General features: G+C 55.1%; 22 protein-coding genes. 12 read left to right on the forward strand and 10 right to left on the reverse strand.

The genetic code is table 11. From position 1 onward, the window contains the following. Window positions 1-42 precede the first annotated feature (42 nt). A complete protein-coding gene (locus tag QC823_RS05625; RefSeq protein WP_309655375.1) occupies window positions 43-942 on the reverse strand; it encodes a LysR family transcriptional regulator in 900 nt (299 codons plus the stop codon). Between the two features lie 149 nt (window positions 943-1,091). Here QC823_RS05625 and QC823_RS05630 point away from each other — a divergent pair, with 149 nt between their 5' ends. The 3 genes from QC823_RS05630 to QC823_RS05640 are packed head-to-tail and all read left to right on the forward strand — an operon-like array spanning window position 1,092 to window position 4,822. Continuing rightward, entirely contained in the window at window positions 1,092-1,973 is an 882-nt protein-coding gene (locus QC823_RS05630; RefSeq protein ID WP_309655376.1) for a HalD/BesD family halogenase, read from the forward strand. A 55-nt stretch (window positions 1,974-2,028) separates the two neighbouring features. Next, window positions 2,029-3,312 carry a M24 family metallopeptidase gene (locus QC823_RS05635; protein WP_309655377.1) on the forward strand — a complete coding sequence of 428 codons (1,284 nt, stop codon included), beginning with the start codon at window positions 2,029-2,031 and terminating at the stop codon, window positions 3,310-3,312. A 19-nt stretch (window positions 3,313-3,331) separates the two neighbouring features. Then, a complete protein-coding gene (locus tag QC823_RS05640; RefSeq protein ID WP_309655426.1) occupies window positions 3,332-4,822 on the forward strand; it encodes a CoA-acylating methylmalonate-semialdehyde dehydrogenase in 1,491 nt (496 codons plus the stop codon). Window positions 4,823-4,914: 92 nt separating this feature from the next. On the opposite strand, the gene QC823_RS05645 is transcribed toward QC823_RS05640, so the two are convergent. The 7 genes from QC823_RS05645 to QC823_RS05675 all read right to left on the reverse strand — a co-directional run bounded on the left by QC823_RS05645 (window position 4,915) and on the right by QC823_RS05675 (window position 11,900). Beyond that, the gene (locus QC823_RS05645) at window positions 4,915-5,757 is read right to left on the reverse strand and encodes a nitrilase-related carbon-nitrogen hydrolase (RefSeq protein ID WP_309655378.1); all 843 of its coding nucleotides are present in this window, start codon (window positions 5,755-5,757) and stop codon (window positions 4,915-4,917) included. Window positions 5,758-5,869: 112 nt separating this feature from the next. Next, window positions 5,870-6,751, reverse strand: a complete 882-nt coding sequence (locus QC823_RS05650) for a glycine betaine ABC transporter substrate-binding protein (RefSeq protein WP_309655379.1) — start codon at window positions 6,749-6,751, stop codon at window positions 5,870-5,872. Between the two features lie 72 nt (window positions 6,752-6,823). Beyond that, window positions 6,824-8,191, reverse strand: a complete 1,368-nt coding sequence (iscB, locus tag QC823_RS05655; RefSeq protein WP_309655380.1) for an RNA-guided endonuclease IscB — start codon at window positions 8,189-8,191, stop codon at window positions 6,824-6,826. A gap of 340 nt (window positions 8,192-8,531) precedes the next feature. Beyond that, the gene (locus QC823_RS05660; RefSeq protein ID WP_309655381.1) at window positions 8,532-9,263 is read right to left on the reverse strand and encodes an ABC transporter permease; all 732 of its coding nucleotides are present in this window, start codon (window positions 9,261-9,263) and stop codon (window positions 8,532-8,534) included. A gap of 2 nt (window positions 9,264-9,265) precedes the next feature. Beyond that, window positions 9,266-10,426 carry an ABC transporter ATP-binding protein gene (locus QC823_RS05665; protein WP_309655382.1) on the reverse strand — a complete coding sequence of 387 codons (1,161 nt, stop codon included), beginning with the start codon at window positions 10,424-10,426 and terminating at the stop codon, window positions 9,266-9,268. 46 nt (window positions 10,427-10,472) lie between these two features. Next, window positions 10,473-11,138 (reverse strand): ABC transporter permease, encoded by a 666-nt coding sequence (locus QC823_RS05670; RefSeq protein WP_309655383.1) that lies wholly within the window; start codon window positions 11,136-11,138, stop codon window positions 10,473-10,475. A gap of 336 nt (window positions 11,139-11,474) precedes the next feature. Next, window positions 11,475-11,900, reverse strand: coding sequence for an OsmC family protein (locus tag QC823_RS05675; RefSeq protein ID WP_309655384.1), 426 nt, complete (start codon window positions 11,898-11,900; stop codon window positions 11,475-11,477). A 285-nt stretch (window positions 11,901-12,185) separates the two neighbouring features. Between QC823_RS05675 and QC823_RS05680 the strand changes: the two genes are divergently transcribed. Then, window positions 12,186-12,995 (forward strand): alpha/beta fold hydrolase, encoded by an 810-nt coding sequence (locus tag QC823_RS05680; protein ID WP_309655385.1) that lies wholly within the window; start codon window positions 12,186-12,188, stop codon window positions 12,993-12,995. Between the two features lie 125 nt (window positions 12,996-13,120). Here the strand turns inward: QC823_RS05680 and QC823_RS05685 are convergent, their stop codons facing one another. Together QC823_RS05685 and QC823_RS05690 are read right to left on the reverse strand one after the other, a co-directional pair. Further along, window positions 13,121-15,535 carry an ATP-dependent DNA helicase gene (locus QC823_RS05685; RefSeq protein WP_309655386.1) on the reverse strand — a complete coding sequence of 805 codons (2,415 nt, stop codon included), beginning with the start codon at window positions 15,533-15,535 and terminating at the stop codon, window positions 13,121-13,123. Beyond that, window positions 15,532-17,208: a VRR-NUC domain-containing protein gene (locus QC823_RS05690; RefSeq protein ID WP_309655387.1), complete on the reverse strand. Its 1,677-nt coding sequence runs from the start codon at window positions 17,206-17,208 to the stop codon at window positions 15,532-15,534. Before QC823_RS05690 ends, QC823_RS05685 begins: the two co-directional genes overlap by 4 nt. Before the next feature lie 94 nt (window positions 17,209-17,302). On the opposite strand from QC823_RS05690, the gene QC823_RS05695 reads away from it, so the two are divergent. From QC823_RS05695 to QC823_RS05730, 8 genes are all read left to right on the forward strand, one after another. Next, a complete protein-coding gene (locus tag QC823_RS05695) occupies window positions 17,303-17,716 on the forward strand; it encodes a DUF2170 family protein (RefSeq protein WP_309655388.1) in 414 nt (137 codons plus the stop codon). A gap of 359 nt (window positions 17,717-18,075) precedes the next feature. Next, window positions 18,076-18,780, forward strand: coding sequence for a PspA/IM30 family protein (locus QC823_RS05700; protein WP_309655389.1), 705 nt, complete (start codon window positions 18,076-18,078; stop codon window positions 18,778-18,780). 56 nt (window positions 18,781-18,836) lie between these two features. Next, on the forward strand, window positions 18,837-19,892 hold the full coding sequence (locus QC823_RS05705; protein WP_309655390.1) for an ion channel: 1,056 nt from the start codon (window positions 18,837-18,839) through the stop codon (window positions 19,890-19,892). 10 nt (window positions 19,893-19,902) lie between these two features. Then, window positions 19,903-20,649, forward strand: coding sequence for a DUF2491 family protein (locus tag QC823_RS05710; protein WP_309655391.1), 747 nt, complete (start codon window positions 19,903-19,905; stop codon window positions 20,647-20,649). Window positions 20,650-20,683: 34 nt separating this feature from the next. Beyond that, window positions 20,684-21,106, forward strand: coding sequence for a DUF350 domain-containing protein (locus tag QC823_RS05715; RefSeq protein ID WP_309655392.1), 423 nt, complete (start codon window positions 20,684-20,686; stop codon window positions 21,104-21,106). Window positions 21,107-21,115: 9 nt separating this feature from the next. Then, window positions 21,116-21,754 (forward strand): DUF1190 domain-containing protein, encoded by a 639-nt coding sequence (locus tag QC823_RS05720; RefSeq protein WP_309655393.1) that lies wholly within the window; start codon window positions 21,116-21,118, stop codon window positions 21,752-21,754. A 95-nt stretch (window positions 21,755-21,849) separates the two neighbouring features. Continuing rightward, entirely contained in the window at window positions 21,850-23,022 is a 1,173-nt protein-coding gene (locus tag QC823_RS05725) for a glutathionylspermidine synthase family protein (RefSeq protein WP_309655394.1), read from the forward strand. Between the two features lie 66 nt (window positions 23,023-23,088). Continuing rightward, a complete protein-coding gene (locus QC823_RS05730; RefSeq protein ID WP_309655395.1) occupies window positions 23,089-25,116 on the forward strand; it encodes a M1 family metallopeptidase in 2,028 nt (675 codons plus the stop codon). The last annotated feature ends 40 nt before the right edge of the window (window positions 25,117-25,156 follow it).

The raw sequence follows: 25,156 nt of genomic DNA on the forward strand, positions 1-25,156 counted from the left end.
AGTACACAAGAATGGTCTCAGCGACTATGCAGGTGCCTATTGTTATTGGGCAGGATCAGATATCAGCCGGGATCCGTCACCTAGGCATGCAATGTTGTCATGTTGGGTTACAACCGCTTCGAGTGCTTGGCAAAAGGCTTGAAAAGCTTCACTGGAATGCCCAGGGCGCTGGTGAAGCTCTATTTCCACGTGCCCTAAGTCAGGCAATCCATCGGCCTCTGTTACAATTCGGCAACCTGACGGTACACTGCGTGGTGTCTTAACGGTGAGCGCAAGCCCATTTTGCACGGGGACATTAATGCCGGTCGGGGATTGGCTGACGTAACGAAGTTCCCAGCGTTTCTCCTCACGCCCGAGTGCTGACAACGCATGTGCGCGAAAAATGCAGCCCTCCGGGTTTAGGGCCAGGGGCAGTGTGGGCCATTGCGCCAGAGGGGCGTGCTCCGCGACCACCCAGACCATTGGCTCCCACCCAAGCAGTTGTCCCGATTGGGTGGGCTTATGTCTTACCGATAGCACTACGTCCAGCAGTCCTTCTTGAAAACGCTTCACCAGCGCATCGCTAATATCGCATTGCACCTCTAGCTGAATATGGGGGAACTGTGCCGAAAAGCGGGGTAGCAGGTCAGGCAAGTAGGTCGCCGCTTGTTCTTCAGAGGTGCCTAGCCGAATGATTTCACCATGTGTCCCCCCCCTAAGAAGGTCTTTCGCTTCATCTTCTAATTTAAGCATGTGACGTGCGTAGGGCAGCAATCGCTCTCCCGCTGCCGTTAGCAATACGCTACGGCTAGTGCGTTCAAATAGTGGCTGGCGCATCTGATCTTCAAGGCGCTTGATTTGCAAACTCATCGCCGATTGAGTTCGATGAAGGACCTTGCCGGCGGCGCTAAACCCTTGGCATTCCGCTACGGTGACAAAGGCGCGAAGTAAGTCCGTATCCATAGTGCATGAGCCTTTTAAATGGGTGGTATCTTAACTATTCATTTTTATTATGAGGCATCCACCACTACTCTGTCTAAAACGCCATTAAACGCGACGTTATTTAACACGATGTCGTATTCAAAACGTTAATGAGACAGGAGTATTTTTTCATGCAAGCGAATGCGGTTGCGCCTTCAGCGAGCGCCCTAGATGGCCTTATTGATCTCAAAACATACCCCCTTGATGCGCTGGACACCGACACCGGGCGAGCATTAATCGACCAGTGTCGCCGTCAGCTAGACGAAGACGGATGCGTTGTGCTGAAAAACTTTGTTCCCGAGGAAGCGTTAGCGCGCCTTGAGCGGGAAACAGAGCGGCTATCGCCCGATGCCCACTACAATCAAACCGAGACGAATCCGTATAACAGTGAAGGAGACCCGTCACTGCCGGCTACGCACCCCAAAAACCGCTTTGATGATCGCACCAATGGTTTTGTGGCCGGAGACCGTATCGGTAGTGACACCATTATTCGCCAGGTATATGAAAACCCTGAATTTCAGCGCTTTATTGGGGCCGTCGTCGGCATGGAAGAGATTCACCAGTATGCCGATCCGCTGGCGGACTTGGTGGTCAACGTGTTGCGTGAGGGCTGCCAGCATCCGTGGCACTACGACACCAACGAGTTCATTGTCACTCTGATGACACGGCAATCTCATGGCGGTGGACGTTTTGAGTATGCGCCGGGTATCCGTAGCCCCGAAGGGGAAAACTTTGACGAGGTTGAAAAAGTGATCGACGGCGATCGCTCGCGACTGAAAGCGTTGGACCTTCAGCCAGGGGATCTGCAGGTGTTCTTTGGCCGCTATTCTCTTCACCGCGTGACACCGGTTGAAGGTGATAAAGAGCGCCACACCGTGATTTTTGCTTACGCCAAAGAGCCTGGCTTTGTGGGTCGACCGGAGCGTGCTGAGCGCATCTTTGGCCGCATGGCGCCGGTTCATGAACGAATCCTTAAAGATGGCATGCAGCGTAGCGATAGCCTAGCAGACTAACCTGCTCTTCAACGCTCCCCCAATACGCAAACCCAACCCTGACGCGAGAGATACCATGAGTATTGTCGAAAGCGAAAACCTTACCGATAACGAACCGGACCAGATTCCTGTGGTGCCGTCGGCGCCGATGGCGAACGGCGATAGTATTCCCACAGCCTTTGACCCCAAACAGCTGCGCGCCGGCCGCCTTGAGCGTTTGCGCGCCATGATGGCGGAAGAAGGCTATGCGGCATTGGTGCTGTTTGACCCGAATAACCAGCGCTACGCGACAGGCTCGCGCAATATGTTTGGTTACTTCCTGCGCAACTCCACGCGTTACGTTTATGTACCGCTGGAAGGGCCGATTATTCTGTTTGAATACCCTGGCAGTGCGCATGTGTCGACTTGGCTTGAGACCATTGATGAGGCACGCACCTCTAAGGTGGTGTGGTCGGCAGTGAATCAGCGCGATGGTATGTCGTCTGACCCCTTTGGTGTCGAGATTGCCGAACTGGTCAAAGAGCACGGCAAGGGTAATAAGAAAGTCGGGCTCGACCGTTGTGCGCTTAATCTCGCGCGTGCCTTAGAAGCGCAGGGGCTTGATGTTTATGATTGCATGCAGGACACGCTGCACTGTCGCCGCATCAAAACACCTGAGGAAATCGCCTGCTTAGCGCAGTCAATGGCCGCCAGTGAAGCCGCCGTGGCGGAAGTCGAAGCCGCGATTAAACCGGGCATCACCGAAAACGAACTGTTCGCCATCATGTACGGCGAAGTGATCAAAGGGGGTGGTGAGTTTATCGAAACCCGCTTGCTCTCGTCGGGCCCGCGCACCAACCCTTGGTTTAACGAAGCCAGCGACCGCAAGATTCGTCCTGGCGAGCTGGTGGCGCTGGATACCGACACGATCGGCTGTCATGGTTACTATTCAGATTTTTCGCGTACGTTCCACGTTGGGCCTGGTAAACCTTCGGCCTATCAGCGCGAAATTTATCGCATGGCTTACGATCAGGTACACCACAACATGGGCTTACTCAAGCCGGGCATGAGCTACCGTGAAATTGCTGAGCAGGCCTGGAAAATCCCGGAGCGCTTTATCGACCGCCGTTATCCGTCGATTATACATGGTGTCGGGATGCATGGTGAGACGCCGCTGGTGGCGCACCATATGGACTTTGATAGGTTCTCCAAAGACGGTGTCCTTGAGCCGGGCATGGTGGTGTCGGTCGAAAGTTACATTGGTGAAGTCGGCGCGGCCGATGGCGTCAAACTTGAAGAAGAAGTGTTGATTACCGATACCGGTATCGAAAAACTTTCACGCTACCCCTTCAACGACGAGCTGCTAAAAAAGGAAGTGTAACCCCGTGTCCGATTCATCGCTGACGACTGTTCCCCACTGGATAGGTGGGGACCCGATAGAAGCAACACGTTATTTACCCGTGATAGATCCGGCGTTTGCTAAGCCGGTTCGCCAAGTGGCAATGGCGGATACGCCACTGGTCAATACCGCCGTGGAAAAAGCATTGGCGGCGTATCCTACCTGGCGTGATATGCCACCTAGCAAACGTGCGCAGGTCATGTATCGCTTTAAAATGCTGTTAGAGCGTGATGCTGAGGCGTTATGTGAGCTGATTAGCGAAGAGCATGGCAAAGTATTGGAAGATGCCATGGGGGAGCTCAAGCGGGGTATCGAAAACGTCGAGTACGCTTGTGGCATTCCCGAACTCTTAAAAGGGGAGTATTCCCATAACGCTGGTCCAGGCATTGATACGTGGTCAAACCATCAGCCGGTGGGAGTGGTGGCTGGCATCACACCGTTTAACTTTCCCACGATGGTGCCGCTATGGATGTTCCCCATGGCGATTGCGTGTGGCAACTGTTTTATTTTGAAACCGTCAGAGCAAGTGCCTTCGGTAGCCATCAAAATGGCAGAGCTCCTTGAAGAGGCGGGACTGCCAGCCGGCGTGTTTAGCGTCATACAAAGCGACCGTGAAGCCGCCGAGGCACTCGTCGAACACCCCAACGTTAAAGCGCTGTCGTTTGTTGGTTCAACGCCGGTAGCCAAAGCGATTTATCAGCGGGGTGCCGCGCTAGGGAAACGCGTACAAGCATTGGGTGGAGCGAAAAACCATGCGGTAGTGCTGCCTGATGCGGACCTTGAAAATGCGGCCAATACCTTGATTGGCGCCGCTTACGGTAGCGCCGGTGAGCGCTGCATGGCGATTTCGGTGGTGGTGTGTGTGGGCGAGCAAACCGCTGATAAGCTGGTAGACAAGATTGCGGAAAAAGCCAAGCATCTCAATATTGGGCCCGGCACGGAACCGGGGCTGGATATGGGGGCCTTGGTGAACGAAGCCCATCGTGATCGGGTGGCAGGCTATATCGCTCAAGGCGAATCAGCTGGCGCGGTATTAAAACTCGATGGTCGCCAACATCCGCTGGTGGAAAACTCCCCAGGGTATTTTCTTGGCGCGACGCTATTTGACCATGTCACTTCCACCATGCCTATTTACCAAGACGAGATTTTTGGCCCGGTATTGTGCGTTGTTCGCGTGGAGACATTTGATCAAGCCGTTGAGCTGATTAATGCCCACCAGTATGGCAATGGCACCTGCTTATTTACCCGCGCCGGCGAGGCTGCACGTCGTTTTGCCGATGAAATTGAAGTCGGCATGGTGGGTATCAATGTGCCGCTCCCTGTACCGGTAGCTTTTCATAGCTTTGGTGGGTGGAAAGAGTCACTGTTTGGTGACTTGCATGCCTACGGCCCCGATGCCGTGCGCTTCTACACGCGGCGTAAGGCGGTTTCACAACGCTGGCCGGCGGAAAGTGCGCAAGAGACGGCACAGTTTAATTTTCCCTCCCATTGAACGCTTTCCTTCTGACTGAACGTTTTCTTTCTCGCTGAATATTGAAAGCCCTGCCCGTCAGTGACTTCTTCTGGCGGGCAACTAGCCGTTTGCTAGCGATAACCCGCCATCAGTTCCCTCACCAGGGGAGTATCGGCATCACGATGGGTAGGTAATTCGAAGCGGGCTTTGGCAATCGCGGTGCGGGAAAGATCCGCGACAATCAGCGCTTCTTCATCCTCGGCCTGTGCAAGTGTTTCTCCCCCCGGGCCGAGAATGCGCGAGCCGCCCCAGAAATGGCTTTCGCCTTCTGCGCCAAAGCGGTTCGCCATAATGACCGGTGTGCCATAAGTCATGGCGTAAAACCGCGTATTCAACGCCCAGTTTTCTTCATTGGAAAAGTCGTCGCTGACGATGCCACTGGCTGAGTTAATCGGCGCGCACAGCACCGTCGGGCGGGCGAGCAGGGCGGCGTGCACGAGCGCCGGGTTCCATAAATCCGCACAAATGAGCTGCGTGGCCGACCAGCCAGGGCAGATATCAGTGTGTGTCAGTTCGCTGCCATGGGTAAACCATTTGCCTTCTTCCAGCCCGCCATAGGTGGGCAGGTTAAGCTTGCGATGCACGGCCATTAGTTGGCCGTGCTGAAAGATGGCCAGTGCGTTGTAGTACTCACCGGGGCTTGCCTCTTCCACGAAACCCACCACCACCTGCATCGTGCCGCACGCGTCGGCGAGTGTTCTAAGGCGCGGGTCTTCCAAGGGCATTGCCACCTGCATGACTTGGCTGGCCAAGCGGTAGCCCGTTAGCGATAGCTCGGGGAACACCAGTAATTCCACGCCTTCGTGCTGTGCCTCGGCAATTAGCGTCAAATGGCGGTCGATATTGGCGTTCAACTCACCCAGTGTTGTGTTGATTTGCGCGGCACCGACGCGAAGCTTGTCTTGATAATGCATGACGGGCCTCTGGTAAACGATTGCACAAGAAAAGCCGCCCTTTTGGGCGGCTTTTGCTGCGGTGTAATGGCAAGGCATTATGCCAGTGCCATGAACGAGCGCCTAGCGGGTGTTACAGAAGATCATTCTCTTTTAGGAAGCTTTCGCCTACGTCTTCAATCGTCTCACGCTCGACATCGACGCGGGCGTTGAGTTCGGCCATGGTGGTGTCATTCAGTAGGGCGGAAAGACGATTCATCTGGTCGGCAAGCTCAGGATTGGCTTCCAGTGTTTCTGTGCGTACCACCGGCGCGAGGGCATAAGCCGGGAAGAAGCCCTGATCGTCTTCGAGCACGTAAAAGTTAAACGCGGGGATGCGACCGTCGGTGGCAAACACCAAGCCGACGTCGACTTCCTCATCACGCAGCGCTTGATAGACTAAGCCTGAGTCCATGCGGCTCACTTCACTGCGGCCCACACGAAAATCGTAGGCTTCCATCAGCGGACGCCAGCCATCTTCACGGGCATAGAATTCGGCGTTCAACGCAAAGGTCAGGCCTTCATCATTGTTAACCGCGTCGGCCAAATCGGAGAGGGTTTTGATGCCACGTTCCTCGGCGGCCGCTTCGCGCATGGCGAGCGCATAAGTATTGTTGGCATCGGACGGCTCAAGCCAGGTTAGGCCTTTCTCAGCGTCGAGTTCCTTGACCCGTTGGTAGGTTTCTTCGGGGCTTAGGCTTTCGGTAATGTCGTTGTAGTTGATCAACGACGTGCCGGTATATTCCCAATAAAGGTCTATCTGGCCGTTTTCTTGGGCTTGGCGCAGAATGGCGGAGCCCATGCCTGAGCGGTTATCGACGTCGTAACCCAAGCCATCCAAGTACTGTGTTGTCATGGTGGAAAGGATCTGTTGCTCGGTAAAGTTCTTACCGCCCACGCTAATTTCGTTGGCGCTAGCAAGCGAAACGCTGCTTGCCAGGGCAATACTTGTCAGTGTTGTGGTTAATGTTTTCATCAGATTTTGCGCGGGAAACCCGGTGCTTTTAGCGCCGGGAGGGATAGCGCGTCGTGCGAAGCACGACCTGGATTACGCCACCGCCTGCCCCGCTTCTCCTTTCAGGTTAATGGCTGGTAAAAGGTGATAGCCGTAGCCATCACCGCGCTGGATCAAGGTGCAGTGCTTATGCGAAATGCCTTGCACCGCACCCTGTTCGGTCTGGATGTTAAAGCTGCCGGTTTTACGCACCGCGACACGGCCCGTATGGGTACCGATTTTCTTGCCGGTGGGCACGATGGCGTTGACCATATCGCCAGTCTGGAAGCCGTGTACCTGCTTTTGCCGCATTAAAACGCCCCGGCGAAAGCCGAACTTATCGAGCCGTGTGCGTTGATAACTGCCTCGCCCGGTGGCTTTGATCGTTAATGTCGGTACCTGCCAGTCGTGCAAGGCATCGAGTAGGCCGACACAGGCCGCGTCCAGGCCATGGGTTTTGGGGATGCCGAGATGCTGGCGGTTGTACTTGGTACGACCACCCGTGCCCACGGCGACCGGCAAGCCAGTGGCTTCCAGGGCGTTAAACAGCGCCCAGCGGGTGGCGTTGACCGCGCTGGCATCACGCAACGGGCGTTGTTGCTGGCACTGCACCCGCTCAAGCCGTGCCTCAGCAGTGTGGCCGTATTTTTTCAGGCGCTTCTTGAGTCCTTTGCTGGTAGCAAAAAAGTCGGCAAGCGGCTGGCTATCCTTTTCCTGATTGCAGTCGTGGCAACTTAAGGTCAAATTGCTAATCCGGCTTGAGCCGCCTCGGCTGCGCGCCACGATATGCTCGACTTCCAGCGGGGTGTAGGTGGCGCCGCAGTAGGCACATTCCCGGCCCCGCTTTTCCAGCAGGTATTCACGCACCTCGTATCCCAGCAAGGTGCCTTGCTGGTACTCGACGCCGCTGATCTCGGGGTTTTCCAGCTTTTGCGTATCAAAGCGTACCAATTCCTGATCTAGCGCCGTGATGGGCGCTAGTTTGCACAACCGATCCACCCAGGCCATCGTGGTATCAATACGGTGCTGGAGGCTAGGCGCCAGCCAGCCCTTGGGCTTGGTGCGGTTATTAAACCGTGGCGCCCGGTGGCGCAGGTTTTTGCTACGGCGACGACGCCGAAAGGCCGCGCGTTGTTGCAACGCTTTTTTAATCTGAAAGCCGCGATGCACCAACTCAAACAAGCAAAGGACGTTCTGCCCATTATCGGCCTCACGTACCACGGCCAAGCCGGTCGTCTTGCTGCCGGGATCGAGCTTGAGGCGCAAGGGTTGTGTGTCACCACCCACGCGATCTTTGAGCCGGATCGTAAACGGATAGCGCTTATGCACCGCTGCGCGACCGCGCTGAAGCAGTAACCGCGCCCGCTTTTCGCTGCACGGCATCAACAGCCGCTTGTGTTTGTCCCATACGAAAACCGCCATGCGATTTTCTCCTGTTTTAATGCCCTTACGGGCCTAGTGTCGCGGGGCTTTCGCCCCGTCTCCCCTCGGGAATGTGCTACACCGGATTGGCTTTTCGCCGCCTTGCCACCTTCGGCGCTTACTCCTACGCCAGCATGATGGTTCGTTCCAGAGTCCAAAGCTGAGGAAGCACCTCGGAGTGGGTCTTTACCCTATGTAGCACGTAGCGGGCTGGTTACCGCTTTCCCTGGTCAACCGTGCGAACTTGTTAAGTCACAAGCTCTGAGTTTTTAGCCCCGAGTAGTTGACCATCGGGTCCTTCTTTTATTAGTAAAGCTTAGATATTGATGGCGTTTAAGGATTAGGCTCGGGCGGGGTTAACCCCACGGGGAACCAGGAGAAACGCTACCAACGCGATAAGGGCATCGACCACGATGGCCAAAAGTGCTGTCGGAATGGCGCCTGACAGCATCATGACCGGGTCGTAAAGATCAATGCCGGTAAAAATCAGCTCACCGAGGCCGCCTGCGCCGATCAAAAAGGCGAGGGGCACCGTGCCCACGTTGATCGTTAGCGCCGTACGCATCCCCGCAAAAATCACATAGAGGGCATTAGGTAACTCGACTTTGAAAAGCCGTTGCATGGGTGACATGCCAATACCAGCGGCCGCTTCCATGAGTGCCGGATTAACTCCTTTTAATCCCGTGTACGTGTTACGGGTAATGGGCAATAGTGTGGCCACAAAAAGCCCAAAAACGGCCGGTACCGTGCCAATGCCTAAAAAGCTCATCGACAGCGCAAGCACGGCAAGCGTCGGGATGGTGGTCCCTACGTTGAGCACTTGCATTAGCGATTCCGCTACGCCCGACATTTTGGGGCGCGACAGCACGATACCCAGCGGAATGGCAACGACAATTGCCAGGCTTCCCGACATTAACGTGAGCCATATATGCTGCACCATCAAATACTGAACGTCCGGTAGATACCAGATAAAGTCGTCAATGACGCCGCTAGATTGGCTCCATACGCCGGTGAAAAAAATGGCCACCAGCACCAATACCTTAAGCGCCCCTTTTATGGATCGTATAGGCATGGTTACTCCTTAATGGCCGCCGATGGTTTGCGGTCATCCCCCTGGCGTGCGCGATAGCGTGCACCTAGGTGACTGGTCATGGCGCGCTGGGTAATTTGGCCGCACACGGTTCCTTCTTCATTAACGCAGGGAAGCCAGGTTTGGCCGTGGGCAAACATTAGTGAGGCCGCTTTGCGAAGGTCGTCGTCAAGGCCAATAACGGCAGGGACGGCTTGAAAATGATCGCGGCAGTAGCCTTTGGTGGTGCGAGCGACCGATCGGTCAATGATACCGGCGGGCTGCTTTCGCTCATTCACCATCAGGATGGCATTTTGATAACCGTAGTCATCAATTTTCGCCATCGCTGTCTCCAGCGTATCGCTTGGCATGACCGTGCCGATTTCGTTAGTGACAATTTCGCGCACTTTGACCAGATTTAAGCGCTTAAGCGCGCGGTCTTCACCGAGGAAGGATTCGACAAAGGCGTTTTTGGGCGCCCCCAACAAGTCGTCGGGCGTGGAGTACTGAACCAGCTTTCCCTCACGAAAAACCGCTATGCGGTCGCCCATTTTGATGGCTTCATCAATGTCATGGCTGACGAACATAATGGTTTTGTTGAGTTCTTGCTGCATCTTCAAAAACTCATCTTGAATGACCGCGCGATTAATCGGGTCGATGGCCCCAAAGGGCTCATCCATCAGCATGACCGGCGGGTCGGCGGCTAGCGCGCGGGCCACACCAATACGTTGCTGCTGGCCACCGGATAATTCACTAGGGAAGCGTTTGAGAAAGGCATCTGGCTCTAATGCGATCATCGCCATCATCTCGCGCGCCCGTGCTTTGTACTTGGCTTTATCCCAGCCTAATAGCTTCGGCACAATGGTGATGTTTTCCTCAATCGTCATGTTAGGAAACAGGCCGATTTGCTGGATCACATAGCCAATATTACGGCGCAATGTTTGGGTATCGAGACCGGTGGTATCGTCCCCATTAATAAACACTTTTCCGGCGGTGGGCTTAATGATCCGGTTGATCATTTTGAGTGTGCTGGTCTTGCCGCAGCCTGAGGGGCCAATAAGGATACAAATTTCCCCTTCCGGCACTTCCATATTGATATGGTCAGCAGCAACCACAGCGCCTTTTGGCGTATCGAACACCTTCGTCAGGTTATCCAGTCGAATCATAGTGGTGTGTGTCTCTTATAGTCGAAATGGTATCTGGCAAAAGGCATTAGCTCGCTGCAGCTTCACGGCTCATCCCTCTAGGGGTTAGGCGCTTTTGTAAATACAGCAGCGAGTAGTCAACAATAATCGCCAGCAAGCTGACGGCGATGGCTCCCACAATCAGCTGACGCGGATCAGACTGAGAAATACCGCGACTAATGAAGGTGCCAAGGCCGCCAGCGCCGATATAAGCCGCAATGGCCATGACGCCGATATTGAGCACAACCGCCGTGCGAACCCCTGCCATGATGACCGGCACCGCAAGCGGGATTTCGACCAAGCGCAAGCGCTGGTTGGGGCTCATGCCGATGCCTCTAGCGGCTTCTCGCAATGCGGGGTTGACGTTATTGATCGCCGTGTACGTGTTGCGAATGATGGGCAATTGAGAGTAGAGCAGTACCGCAATAACCGCCGGCACATAACCGATGCCATGCCCGATTAGCGATAAAACGGGAATCATGATGCCAAACAGCGCGATTGAGGGAATGGTGACAATAATGGAGGCCATATAAAGCACCCCCTGAGCTACCCGCTCATTTTTGGTAATAGCAATACCAATCGGCACGCCGGTCAAGGTCGCAATGCCAACGGCGACACCTACAAGCGCAATATGCTCAATCGTGCGCGTTAGCAATAGACCCGCATTATCTAAGGCGTAGAGAAATAGCTCCAAACGCTGCCTCCTTATTATGTAGAGATGCTCGTTATTAAGAGTACTGGTCGCCGTTTTAAAAAGGCTCATGCACGCTGATGGTGCTTAAAACGGAGCTCGTCAGGGCACAGCGCCAGCGTGTCTAGAAGAAACGCAGCTTATCAAAAGAGTAGCTGAATTATGGGGAATGGGCATGACGATGGGTAATAGGCACAATCAGGGGGCGTAATAGATAATTTTTATGAAAGCGATTTGATGGTCAATATTGTTACAGTCCGCAGCGCGGGGGTGGGATGGGGGTAACAGCAAAAGGCCGCCCGAAGGCGGCCTAAAGTCACGTTCACGTTACCGTTGCGATCAGTTTTCTAGAACGGCTTCCATCGTGATGTCGGCATTTAAAAGTTTTGAAATTGGGCAGTTTTGCTTGGCATCATTAGCCGCTTTCTCAAATGCCGCTTGATCGGCACCTGGCACATTGCCGCGGGTGGTCAGATGCACTGCCGTCACGGAGAGTGTTTCTGGGTCCAACGTCACGGTAGCTTCGGTGTTGATGCTGCTCGCCGGATGGCCGGCTTTTTCTAACTCCGATGAAAATGCCATGGAAAAGCAGCCGGCGTGGGCGGCCCCAATTAGCTCCTCTGGATTGGTGCCCTGAGCACCTTCAAAACGTTTACGAAAATCGTAGGCGACGTCATTTAGGGCGCCACTGTTGGTAGATAGGATGCCGACGCCATCTTTCAGGCCGCCTTTCCATTGGGCCGTTGCCGAATTTGTTATCGTCATAAAAGCTCCTAGTCAATTGGGGTTTTATACTGCTAAATTTAATGTGTTAATGCTGATGTTTTTATCATGTTGATTCAGAGTTGCCATCGTCAAAGTAAAGTCGATACTACAATGGCAAGTCACTAGCAGCGTAGTCTAGTATTGCGCTTTTTTCTTCGTCTCGCTTTTTCCACCCGATGCTTTTAACGTCAAGCTTGTCTCCAAGTGAAATAGAACGAAACGGCTGAGCAAATGGCTGAGTGAAGGTTCTGAAGATCAAATAGCAAGCATGACAAGGAGAGCCAGATGAACGCAAGTGAGATCATCAAGCGCAACAACGTGACTATCGTAGGCGAGGGTACGAAAACGTTAATGCTGGCCCATGGCTTTGGTTGTGACCAGCAAATGTGGCGCTTTCTTACCCCTAGCCTTGAGAAAGACTACCGCTTGGTGCTCTTTGATTATGTCGGCTCGGGTGGTTCGGATATCACGGCCTTTGATGCTGAGCGCTATTCTAGCGTCGATGGCTATGCTCAGGATGTTATTGAGATCATTGATGCCCTGGAGCTTAAGAATATCAACATGGTGGGGCACTCGGTGAGCAGCAACATCAGCTTGATAGCAAGCCAGGCAAGACCTAAGCTGTTCGACAGCTTGATTTTTATCTGCCCCACACCGCGCTTTTTGAATAGCCCGCCTGACTACTTTGGCGGCTTCGATCAAGAAGATATTCAGGATCTCATCGATCTCATGGACATGAGTTATATGGGGTTTGCGAGCAAGCTAGCCCCCATGGTGGCAGGTGAGGACATTAATTCCGGCCTGTCCCAGGAACTCTCGACAAGCTTCTGCGCCATCGACCCCAAGGCCGCCAAGGCCTTTGCTGAGGCGACCTTTTTTGCTGACTGTCGCCATCTGCTGCCCCTGAACAGACATCCCAGCCTCATCATCCAGAGTCGATTCGATGCCTTGGCTCCCGAGCATGTGGGGGAGTACATGCACGAAACCATGCCGCAAAGTACGCTCCGCGTTATTGAGGCTGTCGGCCACTGTCTGCATATGTCGCACCCGCAGGAGGTCTACGCGGCAATCCAAGACTTCATGATCGAGGCTTAATTTACAAAATTTGCACAGCGTGGCTGAAAGCCATGAACTGCGAGAACAAGCTGGCGTGTGGTTTTGCTCGTCAGACATGGCGTTTGAGCACGCCTATGTCGCTGCCGATGCTGCGCTGTATCAAGTCAAGCAAGCTGGTCGTGATGGCTGGGCGGTGGATTACCCGACGACGCCTGCCCAATGTTCTGTATAGGCTGTATGTTCTGTGTAGGCTGTATAGTCTCAGGAGCGTCGAACCACCACTGGGGTAGCAGCTGCTGAACTTGCGGACTGCCAAAACGGTCATCAATCAGCTCAACTACCCCGGTATCCTCTGGCGTGCGAATCAAACGCCCTGCCGCCTGAATCACCTTGCGAATGCCAGGGTAGAGATAGGTGTAGGCGTACCCTTGACCAAACCGCGCTTGAAGCCGTTTGGCTAGCTGTTCGTGGAGGTCGTCGTAGGGCGGAAGCCCTAGGGTGGCGATGAACACCCCGATCAATGCATCCCCGGGAAGATCTATCCCTTCTGAGAAAACCCCACCGAGCACCGCAAATCCCACGACGCCGCGTTCAGCCCGAAAGCGCTCAATGAATGCAAGTCGGGCCTGTTCGGTCATGCTGGGCGATTGGGCCATGACCGGCATATCCGGGCAGTGTAAGGTTAGCTCACCGAGCAACTGCTCTAGATAAGCAAAGCTACTGAGATAGACCAGATAATTGCCCGGTGCCGCGCGGTATTGGTTGGCTATCCGCTGGCTGATCGGTTGAAGCGAACGCTGGCGATCCTTAAAACGGGTGCTGATGTCGATGATTCGAGGGTCAAGTTGGTCGGCGCTAAACGGGCTGTGGATGGACTCCCAGCAGGTCGTTGTCGGTAAACCGAGCAAATCCTGATAGTAACGGGCAGGGTTGAGCGTTGCCGAGAAGAGGACGCTGGCTTGTGCTGCCAGAAAGCGCTCAGCTAGAAAATCCGTCGGTATCAGGTTCTGTATCGACAGGCTTGCGGCGAATGACCGGTGTTTTCGCTTGCCTTCCACCGGCTTCACTTCAAGGGTGCACAGCGAATGATCACCGAATAACTCCATAAGCTTCATGAAACGAAGGGTATCGAACAGCAGTGACTGCAGTTCTGGGATGACGGGGTGCTCTGTCATGTAATCGGTCAGGTCGCCAACCAGACGTTGCAGTGCCCCGTTAAGTTCGGTGGGGACTGCCGAAAGGTGCTGCTTTAAAGGCTGTTGATTGGGCAGGGCAGTCGTCTCCACGTGGTGATCAATAACCTTGCTCCATGCCCGTTGGACCGCGCGAAAAGTATTGCTGAGGGCCTTGGGCGCCGTGCGGGCGACAACACGAAACTGCCATTGACGTAATTCGCCTGAGTACATGCCACGGGCTCGGTCAATCAGATTGTGCCCCTCATCTATCAGCGGCACTACGCGCCAGTCGTTTTGTCGGGTGAGGCCATATAGGATGGCGTGTTGATCGAAGTAGTGATTCACGTCACCGACCACCACGTCAGACCAACGTGCCATTTCTTGGGCAAGGTAGTACGGGCAAATAGAATGTTCCAAGGCCAATGTCCGCAGGCGCGTACGATCTAGCCAGCGGGCGTCGGCAGCGGCTTGTCGAGCGGCGGGTAAGCGGTCAAAGAACCCCGCAGCCAAGGGGCAATCATCGCCATGGCAGGCACGATCTGGATGCTCACACGCCTTATCGCGAGCCGTCAGTTCCAGCACTCTGAGCGGCAAAATCTCATCCTCACCTGCGAAAGTCTCATCCTCACCCGCGGATGGCCGAAGCTTTTGCAGGCTATCGAGTATCAGTTGCCGCCCGGTTGTTCGCGCCGTAAGGAGAAACAGCTTGTCGAGCTGGCGCCTCGGCATAGCCATCAGAGCCGGGTAGGTAACGCCAAGGGTTTTGCCGATTCCGGTCGGGGCCTCAAGCAACAGCGCACGCTCGGTGCTAATCCCCTTGTAAACGGTTTCACTCAGCGAGCGCTGATGGGGGCGGAAACTTGAGAAAGGAAATGCCAGGATCATTAACGCCTGATCACGCTGCTGGCGATGCTCGGATTCCTGTTGATGCCAGTCGCGGTAGCGAAGGCACAATGCCATCAAACATTCATGCAACGGCCCGCGTTCCCAGGTTTCCTCGAAAGGGCTTTCCTGATCTTTGGCGATATCGTAATACACCAAACGAAGCGTAACGCTGGCCAAGTCATCACGCTGGCAGAGCAGGGCGCCGTACACTTTTAGCTGCGCCCAATGCAGGCGCCGTTGTCCGGGGCCGACGCGGGCAAGATCACCGCGATGGGTTTTGATTTCTTCCAGTAACGGGGGTGATTGCCCGGGCAGGTAGCCATCGGCGCGGCCGCGCAGTTGAATCCCTAAACACTCGCCTTCCAACACGTATTCCGGCTGGTAGCCTTGAGGCCGCCGAGATTGCAGCGTTTTGTGGCCTTTGATCCCCTCAGCCGAGGTAGGCGAGGGGGTGTAACGGTGCTCAAGGCCTCCTTCGCGGGCGGCAAACTCGCACAGTGATTGAACGGCGACTTTCACGAATTTGCCTCACTCCAGCGTACGTGCAGGACACTGACGGGCATGCTGTGTGCCAGCATGGCTTGCATCCATAGCCGTTGAGAGTCTTGTAGGCGGTCACCGGGCCCTTTTACCTCAATTAGCCGATAGCGAGCGGCATTGTGATTTAATGCGATCAGATCCGGCAGCCCTCGACGGTGGTGTCGAAGGTCCAGTAGCAGGTGGCGAAATACAGCTTCAAGGTGGGCGGCGGGAATAATGTCCAATGCGCTCTTAACCAATTCAAACGTCAGGCTAGGCCAATAGATCAGCGAACAACTGATCCCCCGTTTCTGTTCGAGCCGTTCAAGGATGGTGGCTTGGTAGCGCCCGGTACGTAGCTGATCGAAGCCCGCTTCAATCCACATTGTTCGCGCATCGGCAAAACCGGGTCGGAACAAATCGGCGGGGCCAGGCTGGAAAGGATTAAAAAATGCGCCGCGCACGGGGGCATATAAGGCCGGCCAAAAAAGTAAGGCAAAAAGGCCGGTAAAAAGGTGGTTTTCAACATGGAATAGCCGCGTGTCCGTATCCGACAACGCTTCAATAACGGCACTTTCTACCCGGTGAAAGGCTGGCTTGACCAAGGTCAGTGTGTCGAGGGGCACCTCGAACGGTTTAGGCGCGAGATAATCCAGCCCCGCCTTGCGCGCGGAACGCTTAAGAATGCGTTGCAGTCCGATACGAATCTCGGGTTGAGAAATCTGCTCATAGGCCTTCGTTGCTAACGTGAAGACGTGCTCAGCCGGTTCGCGTTTTTCCAACAGTCGAAGGGTGCGTAACTGCGCTTCACGATGCTGACTTTGCCGGTATAAGTTAAGCGCCTGTTCAATTTGTTGTTGCCGCTCGGCTTCGCGCCCGATCTGAAACAGCACTTTCTGGCGACGGTAGTTGATCCAGTCGCACTCGATGGGCGCGGGGAGGGCCTGACAGACCTCTTCGATTGATTCACCTAACGCCACCCTGTCTCGCAGCTGTTGCAGAGCTAGGTACAGATCCACCTCGGCGCGGCGTTGGAACGGACGTGAGGCGGGTGTAAGCGAGACGGGCTCGAAACGTTGCAGGCCAAGCTCGGTCAGCACAAATTCCGACCAGCTCTGGTAGAGATTGCCAAAAAACATCAGGCGCAGCCGGTCAAACAACGTAGTGCAGCGGATTTCCAATACATCAAAAGGGGCGTCGGGCCACCAGTCCCGTAATCGCTTGGGCGCTTCGTCAGCAAAATGTTCAAGCAAGCGCCCGAGCGCATCCGATTTACGACAAGACGCCGCCAAGGTGTGTTCAGGCAAGAGCTGGTTAGCCAGCAATCGGCATTCCTCGCGCCGGCAAACATCACCGAGCGCTTGTATGGATAGCGCTGGCTTATCATCAACCAATCCCGTGGCGACTAATTGCCGTATTGCCGCGTCCCGCTCGGGGACTTCGCTGTAGTTGAGGTTATCTTGGCGGAACAGGCTGCCTTTGCGCATCACCATGCGGATCAATAAAGCTTGCGTCGGTTCCTCAAGCGCCAATAAATCCTCCAGTTGTTGGATTTCGTCTGAGAGCAACAAGTCAGCGTATTGATTTAGGCACAGCGTTATTACCTGCCGCGCGTTGCGTAGGTAATAAAGGGGATCATCCAGGGAGGCGGTCGCGATAACGGCAATATTCATGATGAGATTGTACCGCATCTAGACGGGCTTGAATCTGGTATCGTGGGGGCTGGGGAATTTGAATCCTGTTTTATCACTGAATCGAGGAATACGCGTGAGCCTTCAAGATAAGCTCCATCAGGTACAGCAAAGCGTTGCGTCAGGCGCTATCGCATGGCCCACTAACATCGTCGAGTTAGTGCCGGAAAATGATTCGCTGGTGTTCACCATGACGGATCATGGCGAACTTAGCGTGACCGTCACTTGTGGCGAAGACGAATGGCTGGTAATGACTGAGGTGGCGCCGGTATCGGCGGTGAAAGATGTCGCTGCCTTTAACCACACACTCCTGCGCTTAGGTATGGCACTTCCGCTGGTGAGCGTGGGTATTGCCCAGCTGGGTGAGGGGGAGTCATACGTCGTGTACGGCCAGCTCTTTGCTGACTGTAAGCTCGAAGCGTTGAGCGCTGAAATCGAAGCATGTGCCGATGCTGCGCTGGAAGTTGCCGATCTCATCGATAGCGATTGACATCCTCCCCACCCTTCAGCGCTGGCGCGCTTCAGGTTGAGGATTCCCAGGTCGTTACCTTCCTGGTTTCTGCTTCCAAGACGATTGCCCGAGGGAATGGCTTGGTTATCGCCGCAAAATCCCAGTGGGGATTTTGCGGCGATAACCAACGCCTATCCCCCAGGTCTCACATCGTCTCCACAGACGTATACTTCCCGAGTGCCCCTCGGTAGGTCGTGTTGACAATAGGAGTATAGCACTGTGCAAACAGACAGCAAGAGCATCCGATGGATGCCACGCTTGTATACACTCCCTTCGCGCTTCGCGACTCAGGAAGCGGTTTTACGAGCTGTTGGATAACTTTTTTTCAGGAAAAACCCATGCTACTACGCAAAATGATGACCGCTCTCCGCGGCAGAGCCACCGAAACCGGCGAGGCTATCGTGGACAACCAAGCCATTCGCATCATGGAACAAGAGCTCCGCGACGCCAAGCGTGACCTTGACGCGGCCAACGACGAGCTCACCGCGATCATGGCCAAACGTAACTTGGGCGTGAACGAAACCCAAGAAATTGCCAGCAAGATTACCGAGTACGAAAAAAGCGCCATGGCCGCCCTGGATAAAGGTGAGAACGCGCTGGCCGAAGAAGTCGCCGGGGAGATTGCCCGCCTGGAAGGGGAACGCGATATCGCCCAGGCCAATGTCGAGCAATACGACAGCACGATCACCACGCTCAAGTCGAGTATTAGCAAATCCAAAACCGAGATTCGTCGTGTTGAGCAACAGATGTCGCACGTCAAAGCGACCGAAGCCGCCCACAAAGCCCAAGCCGCTGTGGCCTCGCGTCACGCTGGGCATAACGCCAGCATGAACTCCGCGGTTGCCTCACTGGATCGCATTAAGGAAAAGCAAAAGCTGCAGGCCGAAAAACTCAAAGTCGGTGAAGAGCTTGCGAACCAAGATTCCGGTGCTGACCTGGAAAGCCGTCTATCAAAAGCAGGGATCGGGAGCGGCGCCAGCCATTCGGGCAGCGATGTGCTCGCTCGGCTAAAAGCCAAGCAATCGGGTGGCACTGACGCCTAACCATGCTTTCTCGCGCCGACTGTTTGGTCGGCGCAGGGTGACTGAAAGAGACCGCCATGCCCGTTATTCAGCAGTTACTTCGCACCCTTAAAGCCTCAACGCTCAATGTCTCGTGGACATTTTTGCTGTTTGTGGTGCTGGCTCACATGGGTACCACTTGGGTGCTTTATACCCTCGCTGGGGAGCCCATCGCGGAGACATTAAATGCCTGGTTTTATTATTATATTGTGACAGCCAGCACCGTTGGATTCGGGGATTTTAGCCCCGAAACGGTGCTAGGCAAGTGGATCACGGCGCTTTACTTGATACCCGGCGGCATCGCGCTATTTGCCGCGCTGATTGGTAAGGCCACGGTCACGATTTCTGACTATTGGAGATTGCACATGCAGGGGAAAGGCGATTTCCGCCATCTGTCCGGCCATACCTTGGTGATCGGCTGGCACGGCGAAACCACCGAGCGGATCTTGGATATTCTAAAAGAAGATGAAGCGCTCCCCGATGATGTGGTGCTGTGCGTGACGAAGGAAATGAGCAATCCACGGCCGGCCGATTTGAAATTCGTCAAAGGCGAGAGCTTCTCTAACGCCGAGTTGCTTAAGCGCGCGGGCATTGAAAGCGCCAGCCGCATTATTATTTACGATACCAGCGACGAACGGGTCGCCACGGTCGCCTTGAGTGCGTACAGTCTTAAAGCAGCTAACGCTCATATCGTGGCGCACTGCGAGAACCCTGATACCGCCGCGATGCTGCGCCGCACTTTGCCGGGCATTGAGTGTACCGAGGCGCTAGCGCTGGAAATGCTGGTGCGTTCGGCCACGGACGCGGGGATTTCGCGGGTCGTGAACGAGCTGTTGGCCGTCGATCATGGCGCTACGCAATACCAGGCCACGCTGAGTCATCCCCCTGCTGATGCCACTTTTGGCGATCTGTTCTGGAAGGCCAAAACCGCCTGCAACGTGACTATCTTGGGGCTGGCTAACGGGGAGGGCGGCGACAGCATGCTCAACCCGTCGACTGACCGTCCGTTAAAAAATGGCGATATTGTCTACTACATGGCAGATACGCGGCTGACGGAACGCCAGCTGGGTGATTTGCTAACCACGACAGGTTGAGGACGCCATCATGTTGGAATCATTCAAAACCTTGCTTCGTTCACGCTCAGGGCGTGCTCAAGATAGGCATGCAGCACACCTGCAAGCGCGCTCAAAAGGCCTACCGGTCGGGATGGCCCCAGAAGATTTTGCTGGCCTTCGCCTTGGCGGGATGGTGAGCCTCGATATGCTGGCGCTGAAAGCCTTTGATGGTTTGCGCTTTGATTCGTCATGGAGTGGCGAGCCGCAACACATTGCGGCCGTGGGCGTGGTTGAGCTAGGGCAAGGCGAGCAGCTGGTGCGTTTTTATCTCGCGAACGATACGTGGATTCAAGCCTCCGTCGCCAACCAGCAAGTCTTTGAGTACAAAGTTTTCGATTTCTGGGAAGCCACGGATTTGGCCGATGTCGAGTTTGATCGCCAGATTAACGCCCCTGAAGGAAAATCGCTGCCCAATACCCTTGGCCATATCGTGTTCGAGTTGCCGGTGGCGTCAGGGGTGGCAAGACCCACTGTCTACGCGCGTATTTGGGGCGACCCCGAGGCGTCGTGGTCGCCACCGGTCATGCTAGAAGAGCAAGTTGTGTCCAGCGGAGATGCCAACACTAACGGCTTTATCACCCACCATCATTGCATGCTGTACGAGCGCGAGGATGCGGATTCCGATCGCTTTGAGTACATCCTGCTTAGCGCCGAGGCCAATCCGGTGGATGGCACCTACCAGCGTGTGACCAGTTTAGGGGTCGATATCCGCGCCCTGATGATCGACGCGCATTAACTTCAGTATCACTTTTTCATTTAAGGAATCGTCTATGGGACATCTGGGTTTATATCTGTCGGGCTTACCGGCCTTTTTCGCTTACCTCCTGACCGCCTCGCTGTTGCTTGTCGTCTTTATGATGGCGTATAGCCGTATTACCCCACACCACGAATGGACATTGATTCGCGAAGGTAACGTGGCGGCCGCCTTGGCATACAGTGGTGCTACGCTCGGCTTTACGATTCCCCTCTATAGTGCGATGGCTAATTCCGTGTCGTATGTGGATTTTATCGCGTGGGGTATCATTGCGTTCTTTGTGCAAATCGTGACGTTTTTTGTGATCAAAGCGGTGCTTAAATCGCGCGGGGAGAGTTTGTCGTCGCACATCACCGAGGGGCATGTGGCTTACGGCCTGCTTGCCGGTACGATTGCGCTAGCGGTTGGCCTACTGAATGCCGCATCCATGGTCTGGTAAGGAGGTTTTATGGCAAAACAACACGACACTATCCGGCCACGACGTAAGCGTAGCGTCCGTTTAACGCTGGCGTTTATGGGCGCTGGGGCGGCATCCATTCTCTCGGGGTGTGGTAATCCCGACCCCACGCTGGATGCGCCGGAGCTCTCCAACGTCAACTTTACGGAGCCTGAGGCGTATCGCTCGGTCGAGGAATGCGTTAAGGATAACGTTTACACACGCAACGCTTGTGAAGCCGCGTACAACGCCGCGCAAGAAAACACTCCGCGCTTTGCCTCGGTGGAAGAGTGCGAAGCTGAATATGGCGAGGGAAATTGCAACGTCAACAACGGTACTGGTACTGACAATAGCGCCAGCAATAGCGGCGGCGGTAGCTGGGTGGGACCCGCGCTAATGGGCTACATGGTCGGCAACATGATGGCCAATCGTAACCGCGATGGTGCGCGTGTTCGCAGCGTGTATCACGAGCCTATCTACCGCACCCGTGAGAACCGTGGGCAGTGGGGCGCCGCGACCGCACAAACGCGCCAAGAGGTAACCCGGCGCAACACGGCGATTAGCTCCAATGTGGCGAAAGCCAATATGCGCGCCACCCAGCGTTCCGGGTTTGGTTCACGTTCCAGCGCGCGGGGCGGTTTTGGGTCCTAAATATGGTCTGGCGCTTGCCTTCGGGTAAGCACCGGTTCCATGTTTGGCTTTGTCTGATTGCCTCGGTTCTTACTGTTACCTGAAAAGGATGTGTCATGCTGCGCGTCGCCATTCCCGAGCGTCCCCACTGGAAAGCCTTGGCACATGACCTGGGGTTTCACTTTCACACCTTTGAAGGGGAGCGCTATTGGGTCGAGGACGCCTACTACCAGTTCACCTTGGAGCAGGTGGAGCGTGACATCGAGGACCCGACCGAAGCGATTCACGAGCTTTGCATGGACGCGGTGGATCGCATCTGCGCCTCCGATGCGCTATTAAGAAAAATCGCCATCCCCGAGTTCATGTGGGACGCCATTCGCCACTCCTGGTCGAGCGGGCAACCGCACGTTTACGGCCGCATTGATCTGGCTTATGACGGCAAAAATCCGGCCAAGTTTTTGGAATACAATGCGGACACCCCAACGTCGGTGTACGAAGCCGGGGTTTTTTCCTGGGTGTGGCTTGAGCAGTGCATCAACCAAGGCACGCTTCCGCGCCATGCCGATCAGTTCAACGCGATTCAGGAACGTTTGGTTGCGGCGTTCTCGCACGTAAAACAAGGATTACCGGAAGGGCGTCTGCATTTTGCCTCCATCAAAGACCACGTTGAGGATCGTGCCACGGTCGAATATTTACAGGATTGCGCGGTGCAGGCGGGGTTAGAGGCCCCGTTCGTCTTTATGGAAGATATCGGCTACCCGCCAGGCGCCGATCATCCGCGTTTCGTGGATCTCGAAAACCGCCCGATTGACGCGATTTTTAAACTCTACCCTTGGGAAAACATGGCTGACGAGCCTTTTGGTGAGTTCATCCCGTCAATGGATACCCTGTGGTTTGAGCCGCCCTGGAAGGCGATTCTCAGCAATAAAGCGATTTTGCCGCTGCTATGGGAGTGGAACGAAGACCACCCGAATCTACTGCCAGCGTATTTCGACCTGGCACCGGAGAAACCGGTCACAAAAGGATGGGTGCGTAAGCCGTTTTTCTCCCGTGAAGGCAGCAATATCTCCCTGGTTACGCCTGACGGTTTGGCCGAATCGGTTGGCGGTGCTTACACAGATAGCCCGCGCATCCTGCAACAGTATCACCCCATGCCGCGTTTTAATGACCGCCACGCGCTGATCGGGAGCTGGGTAGTGGGCGACCATGCGTGTGGCATGGGTATTCGCGAAGACAGCGGCCGTATCACTAAAGACACCAGTTGCTTTGTGCCCCATGCGATTATTTAACTGCTCGGCAAGCATAAAAACGCTCACGATAATGTAGCTGTTCTCCTTTTTCCTAGAAGGATGCCCATGTTGACTGCTGACCTCTACCGCCGCTTGCTGATGCAATTAAGCCTGAGCACGCTATTACTGTTAACAGTAGGGCTTGTAACAGTAGGGCTTGCTTGGGGAGAGCAACCGGACACATCTACACAGCGCACGTTGAGTATCGAATTCGATCCAACCACTCGCGCACTCAAAGGCGAACTCCAGCAACACATTAGCCAAGAAAGCCGCTTTCGCTTGCTTGAGGGGCTTCGCATTACGTCAGCGCGGCGTGGCGATGAAGCGCTTGCGGTGACTCAGCAGGCTGATGGGCGCTGGTACCTGCCTCATAAGGCTGATAGGGCAGACAGCAAGATACCCGTCACACTGCATTGGGAAGGCAGATTGCCAGCATCGGATAACGGCAGCCGACATCAAGTCGCCGTGGAAGGTAGCCTATTACCTAGCCGGGCGGGCTGGTATCCCCACTTAGATGATTCTGCTGCCTCGCTGCGGGTAACGATTAGCGTGCCAGCAGGGCAGCTCGCCGTTGCCACTGGCTCGCTAATCGAAGAACAACATCAAACGGGTCAGCCCTATGTGGCGCACTTTTATCATCCCCACACCCGTGAAATAAACATCGCCGCTGGTCCCTGGCACCTTCGCGAACAAAAGATTGACGGGGTTCGATTACGCACACTTTTCCCCAAGGCGTTAAACGAGGCATTTGGAGAGAGGTATGGTGAACACGCCGCTAGGCAGCTAGCCCTTTTCCAAGCTCGCCTGGGGCCACTTCCCTATGACAGTTTTTCCATCGCAGCATCACCCGCGCCTATTGGCGTTGCGTTTCCGGGCTTCACCTTATTGGGAGAACGGGTTATTCCGCTGCCCTTCATTCCCACTACTTCATTACCCCATGAGTTAATGCACGCGTGGTGGGGGGCAGGTGTCAACGTAGACTACAGAAGCGGCAACTGGGCCGAGGCACTTACCACGTATTTAGCCGATTACGCCTTGGCAGAGCAACAAGATAACGCGGAAGCCATGCGCCGCCGCTGGTTGGCAGACCTAGCCGCACTGCCTACTGGCCAAGAAAGTGCATTGGTGGCGTTTCGCGGCGGGCCTGATGCCGCAGGCCGCCTGATTGGCTATCAGCACGGTGCCATGCTTTTCCACATGCTGCGCCAACGAATAGGTGATGCGGCATTTGATCAGGGGCTACGCCGTTTTGCTGATGAATGGATGTACCGTACTGCCGATTGGCAGGCCCTTATTGACGCTTTTAGTGGTGCGGCGGGCGAGCCGCAAGACGCGTTTATGATGCCTTGGATCACCCAGCCAGGCCGTCCATCGCTGCATTTGGACTCTGTCGACCTCGCCACCCATGACGAAGGCTATCAGCTTAGCGGCACGCTGACCCAGCGCGGCGTCCATGACCCTTGGCCGCTGGACGTTCCGCTGGTGGTAACCACTGAGGAAGGGCAGGTAAATATTCGCCAGCCCATGCACGAAGAGCACTTGCGCTTTGAGCTTGTGGTTGCCTCCCGCCCTCTCTCCCTTGCGATAGACCCAGGGGCCGATCTGTTGCGCCATCCAGGGCCAACACCGGCTATCCTCCGCCAGCTCATGCTGGACCCAGATACCCGCGTGTTGGCCCTAGACGAAGCGCTGCAACCATTGGCACAACACGTGTTAGGCAGGGACGCCGAGGCACTCGCAGCGCCAGTCAACCGGGAAAATATCCGACATCAGCCCCTTTTGGTAATTGGCTCAACGGAAAAAGTGAACGCATGGCAAAGGCGCAACGACTTAGATACCCCGCCACAGCCGCTAGCCACCGCCGGGGCGGCACGTTTTTGGATGGCACCAGGCACGCAAATTGGTCTGCTAAGTGGCAATGATGCGCGCGCTATTACGCAACTTGCCGCGGCACTTCGCCACCACGGCCAGCAAAGTTATGTAGTGCAAGGAAAAAACGGCGACACCGTGCAGACCGGGCGTTGGCAAACTGCAGAATCCCCGCTGCGCGTTACCTTCACAAAAAGCGATGTCGAGTCACCGATAAGCCATTAACTTTTATAAATTACCGCGTTAAAGATGCTAAGAGGCCTGC

Origin of the sequence: Vreelandella vilamensis (assembly GCF_031451755.1) — a bacterium.
Taxonomy (GTDB): domain Bacteria; phylum Pseudomonadota; class Gammaproteobacteria; order Pseudomonadales; family Halomonadaceae; genus Vreelandella; species Vreelandella vilamensis.

What these genes read in the sequence shown, in the direction of transcription:
- QC823_RS05680 (WP_309655385.1), top strand. Translation starts at nt 12,186, where the DNA reads ATGAACGCAAGTGAGATCATCAAGCGCAACAACGTGACTATCGTAGGC.
- QC823_RS05700 (WP_309655389.1), top strand. Translation starts at nt 18,076, where the DNA reads ATGCTACTACGCAAAATGATGACCGCTCTCCGCGGCAGAGCCACCGAA.
- QC823_RS05630 (WP_309655376.1), top strand. Translation starts at nt 1,092, where the DNA reads ATGCAAGCGAATGCGGTTGCGCCTTCAGCGAGCGCCCTAGATGGCCTT.
- iscB (WP_309655380.1), bottom strand. Translation starts at nt 8,191, where the DNA reads ATGGCGGTTTTCGTATGGGACAAACACAAGCGGCTGTTGATGCCGTGC.
- QC823_RS05725 (WP_309655394.1), top strand. Translation starts at nt 21,850, where the DNA reads ATGCTGCGCGTCGCCATTCCCGAGCGTCCCCACTGGAAAGCCTTGGCA.
- QC823_RS05665 (WP_309655382.1), bottom strand. Translation starts at nt 10,426, where the DNA reads ATGATTCGACTGGATAACCTGACGAAGGTGTTCGATACGCCAAAAGGC.
- QC823_RS05675 (WP_309655384.1), bottom strand. Translation starts at nt 11,900, where the DNA reads ATGACGATAACAAATTCGGCAACGGCCCAATGGAAAGGCGGCCTGAAA.
- QC823_RS05645 (WP_309655378.1), bottom strand. Translation starts at nt 5,757, where the DNA reads ATGCATTATCAAGACAAGCTTCGCGTCGGTGCCGCGCAAATCAACACA.
- QC823_RS05660 (WP_309655381.1), bottom strand. Translation starts at nt 9,263, where the DNA reads ATGCCTATACGATCCATAAAAGGGGCGCTTAAGGTATTGGTGCTGGTG.
- QC823_RS05625 (WP_309655375.1), bottom strand. Translation starts at nt 942, where the DNA reads ATGGATACGGACTTACTTCGCGCCTTTGTCACCGTAGCGGAATGCCAA.
- QC823_RS05635 (WP_309655377.1), top strand. Translation starts at nt 2,029, where the DNA reads ATGAGTATTGTCGAAAGCGAAAACCTTACCGATAACGAACCGGACCAG.
- QC823_RS05650 (WP_309655379.1), bottom strand. Translation starts at nt 6,751, where the DNA reads ATGAAAACATTAACCACAACACTGACAAGTATTGCCCTGGCAAGCAGC.
- QC823_RS05705 (WP_309655390.1), top strand. Translation starts at nt 18,837, where the DNA reads ATGCCCGTTATTCAGCAGTTACTTCGCACCCTTAAAGCCTCAACGCTC.
- QC823_RS05715 (WP_309655392.1), top strand. Translation starts at nt 20,684, where the DNA reads ATGGGACATCTGGGTTTATATCTGTCGGGCTTACCGGCCTTTTTCGCT.
- QC823_RS05690 (WP_309655387.1), bottom strand. Translation starts at nt 17,208, where the DNA reads ATGAATATTGCCGTTATCGCGACCGCCTCCCTGGATGATCCCCTTTAT.
- QC823_RS05710 (WP_309655391.1), top strand. Translation starts at nt 19,903, where the DNA reads ATGTTGGAATCATTCAAAACCTTGCTTCGTTCACGCTCAGGGCGTGCT.
- QC823_RS05720 (WP_309655393.1), top strand. Translation starts at nt 21,116, where the DNA reads ATGGCAAAACAACACGACACTATCCGGCCACGACGTAAGCGTAGCGTC.
- QC823_RS05730 (WP_309655395.1), top strand. Translation starts at nt 23,089, where the DNA reads ATGTTGACTGCTGACCTCTACCGCCGCTTGCTGATGCAATTAAGCCTG.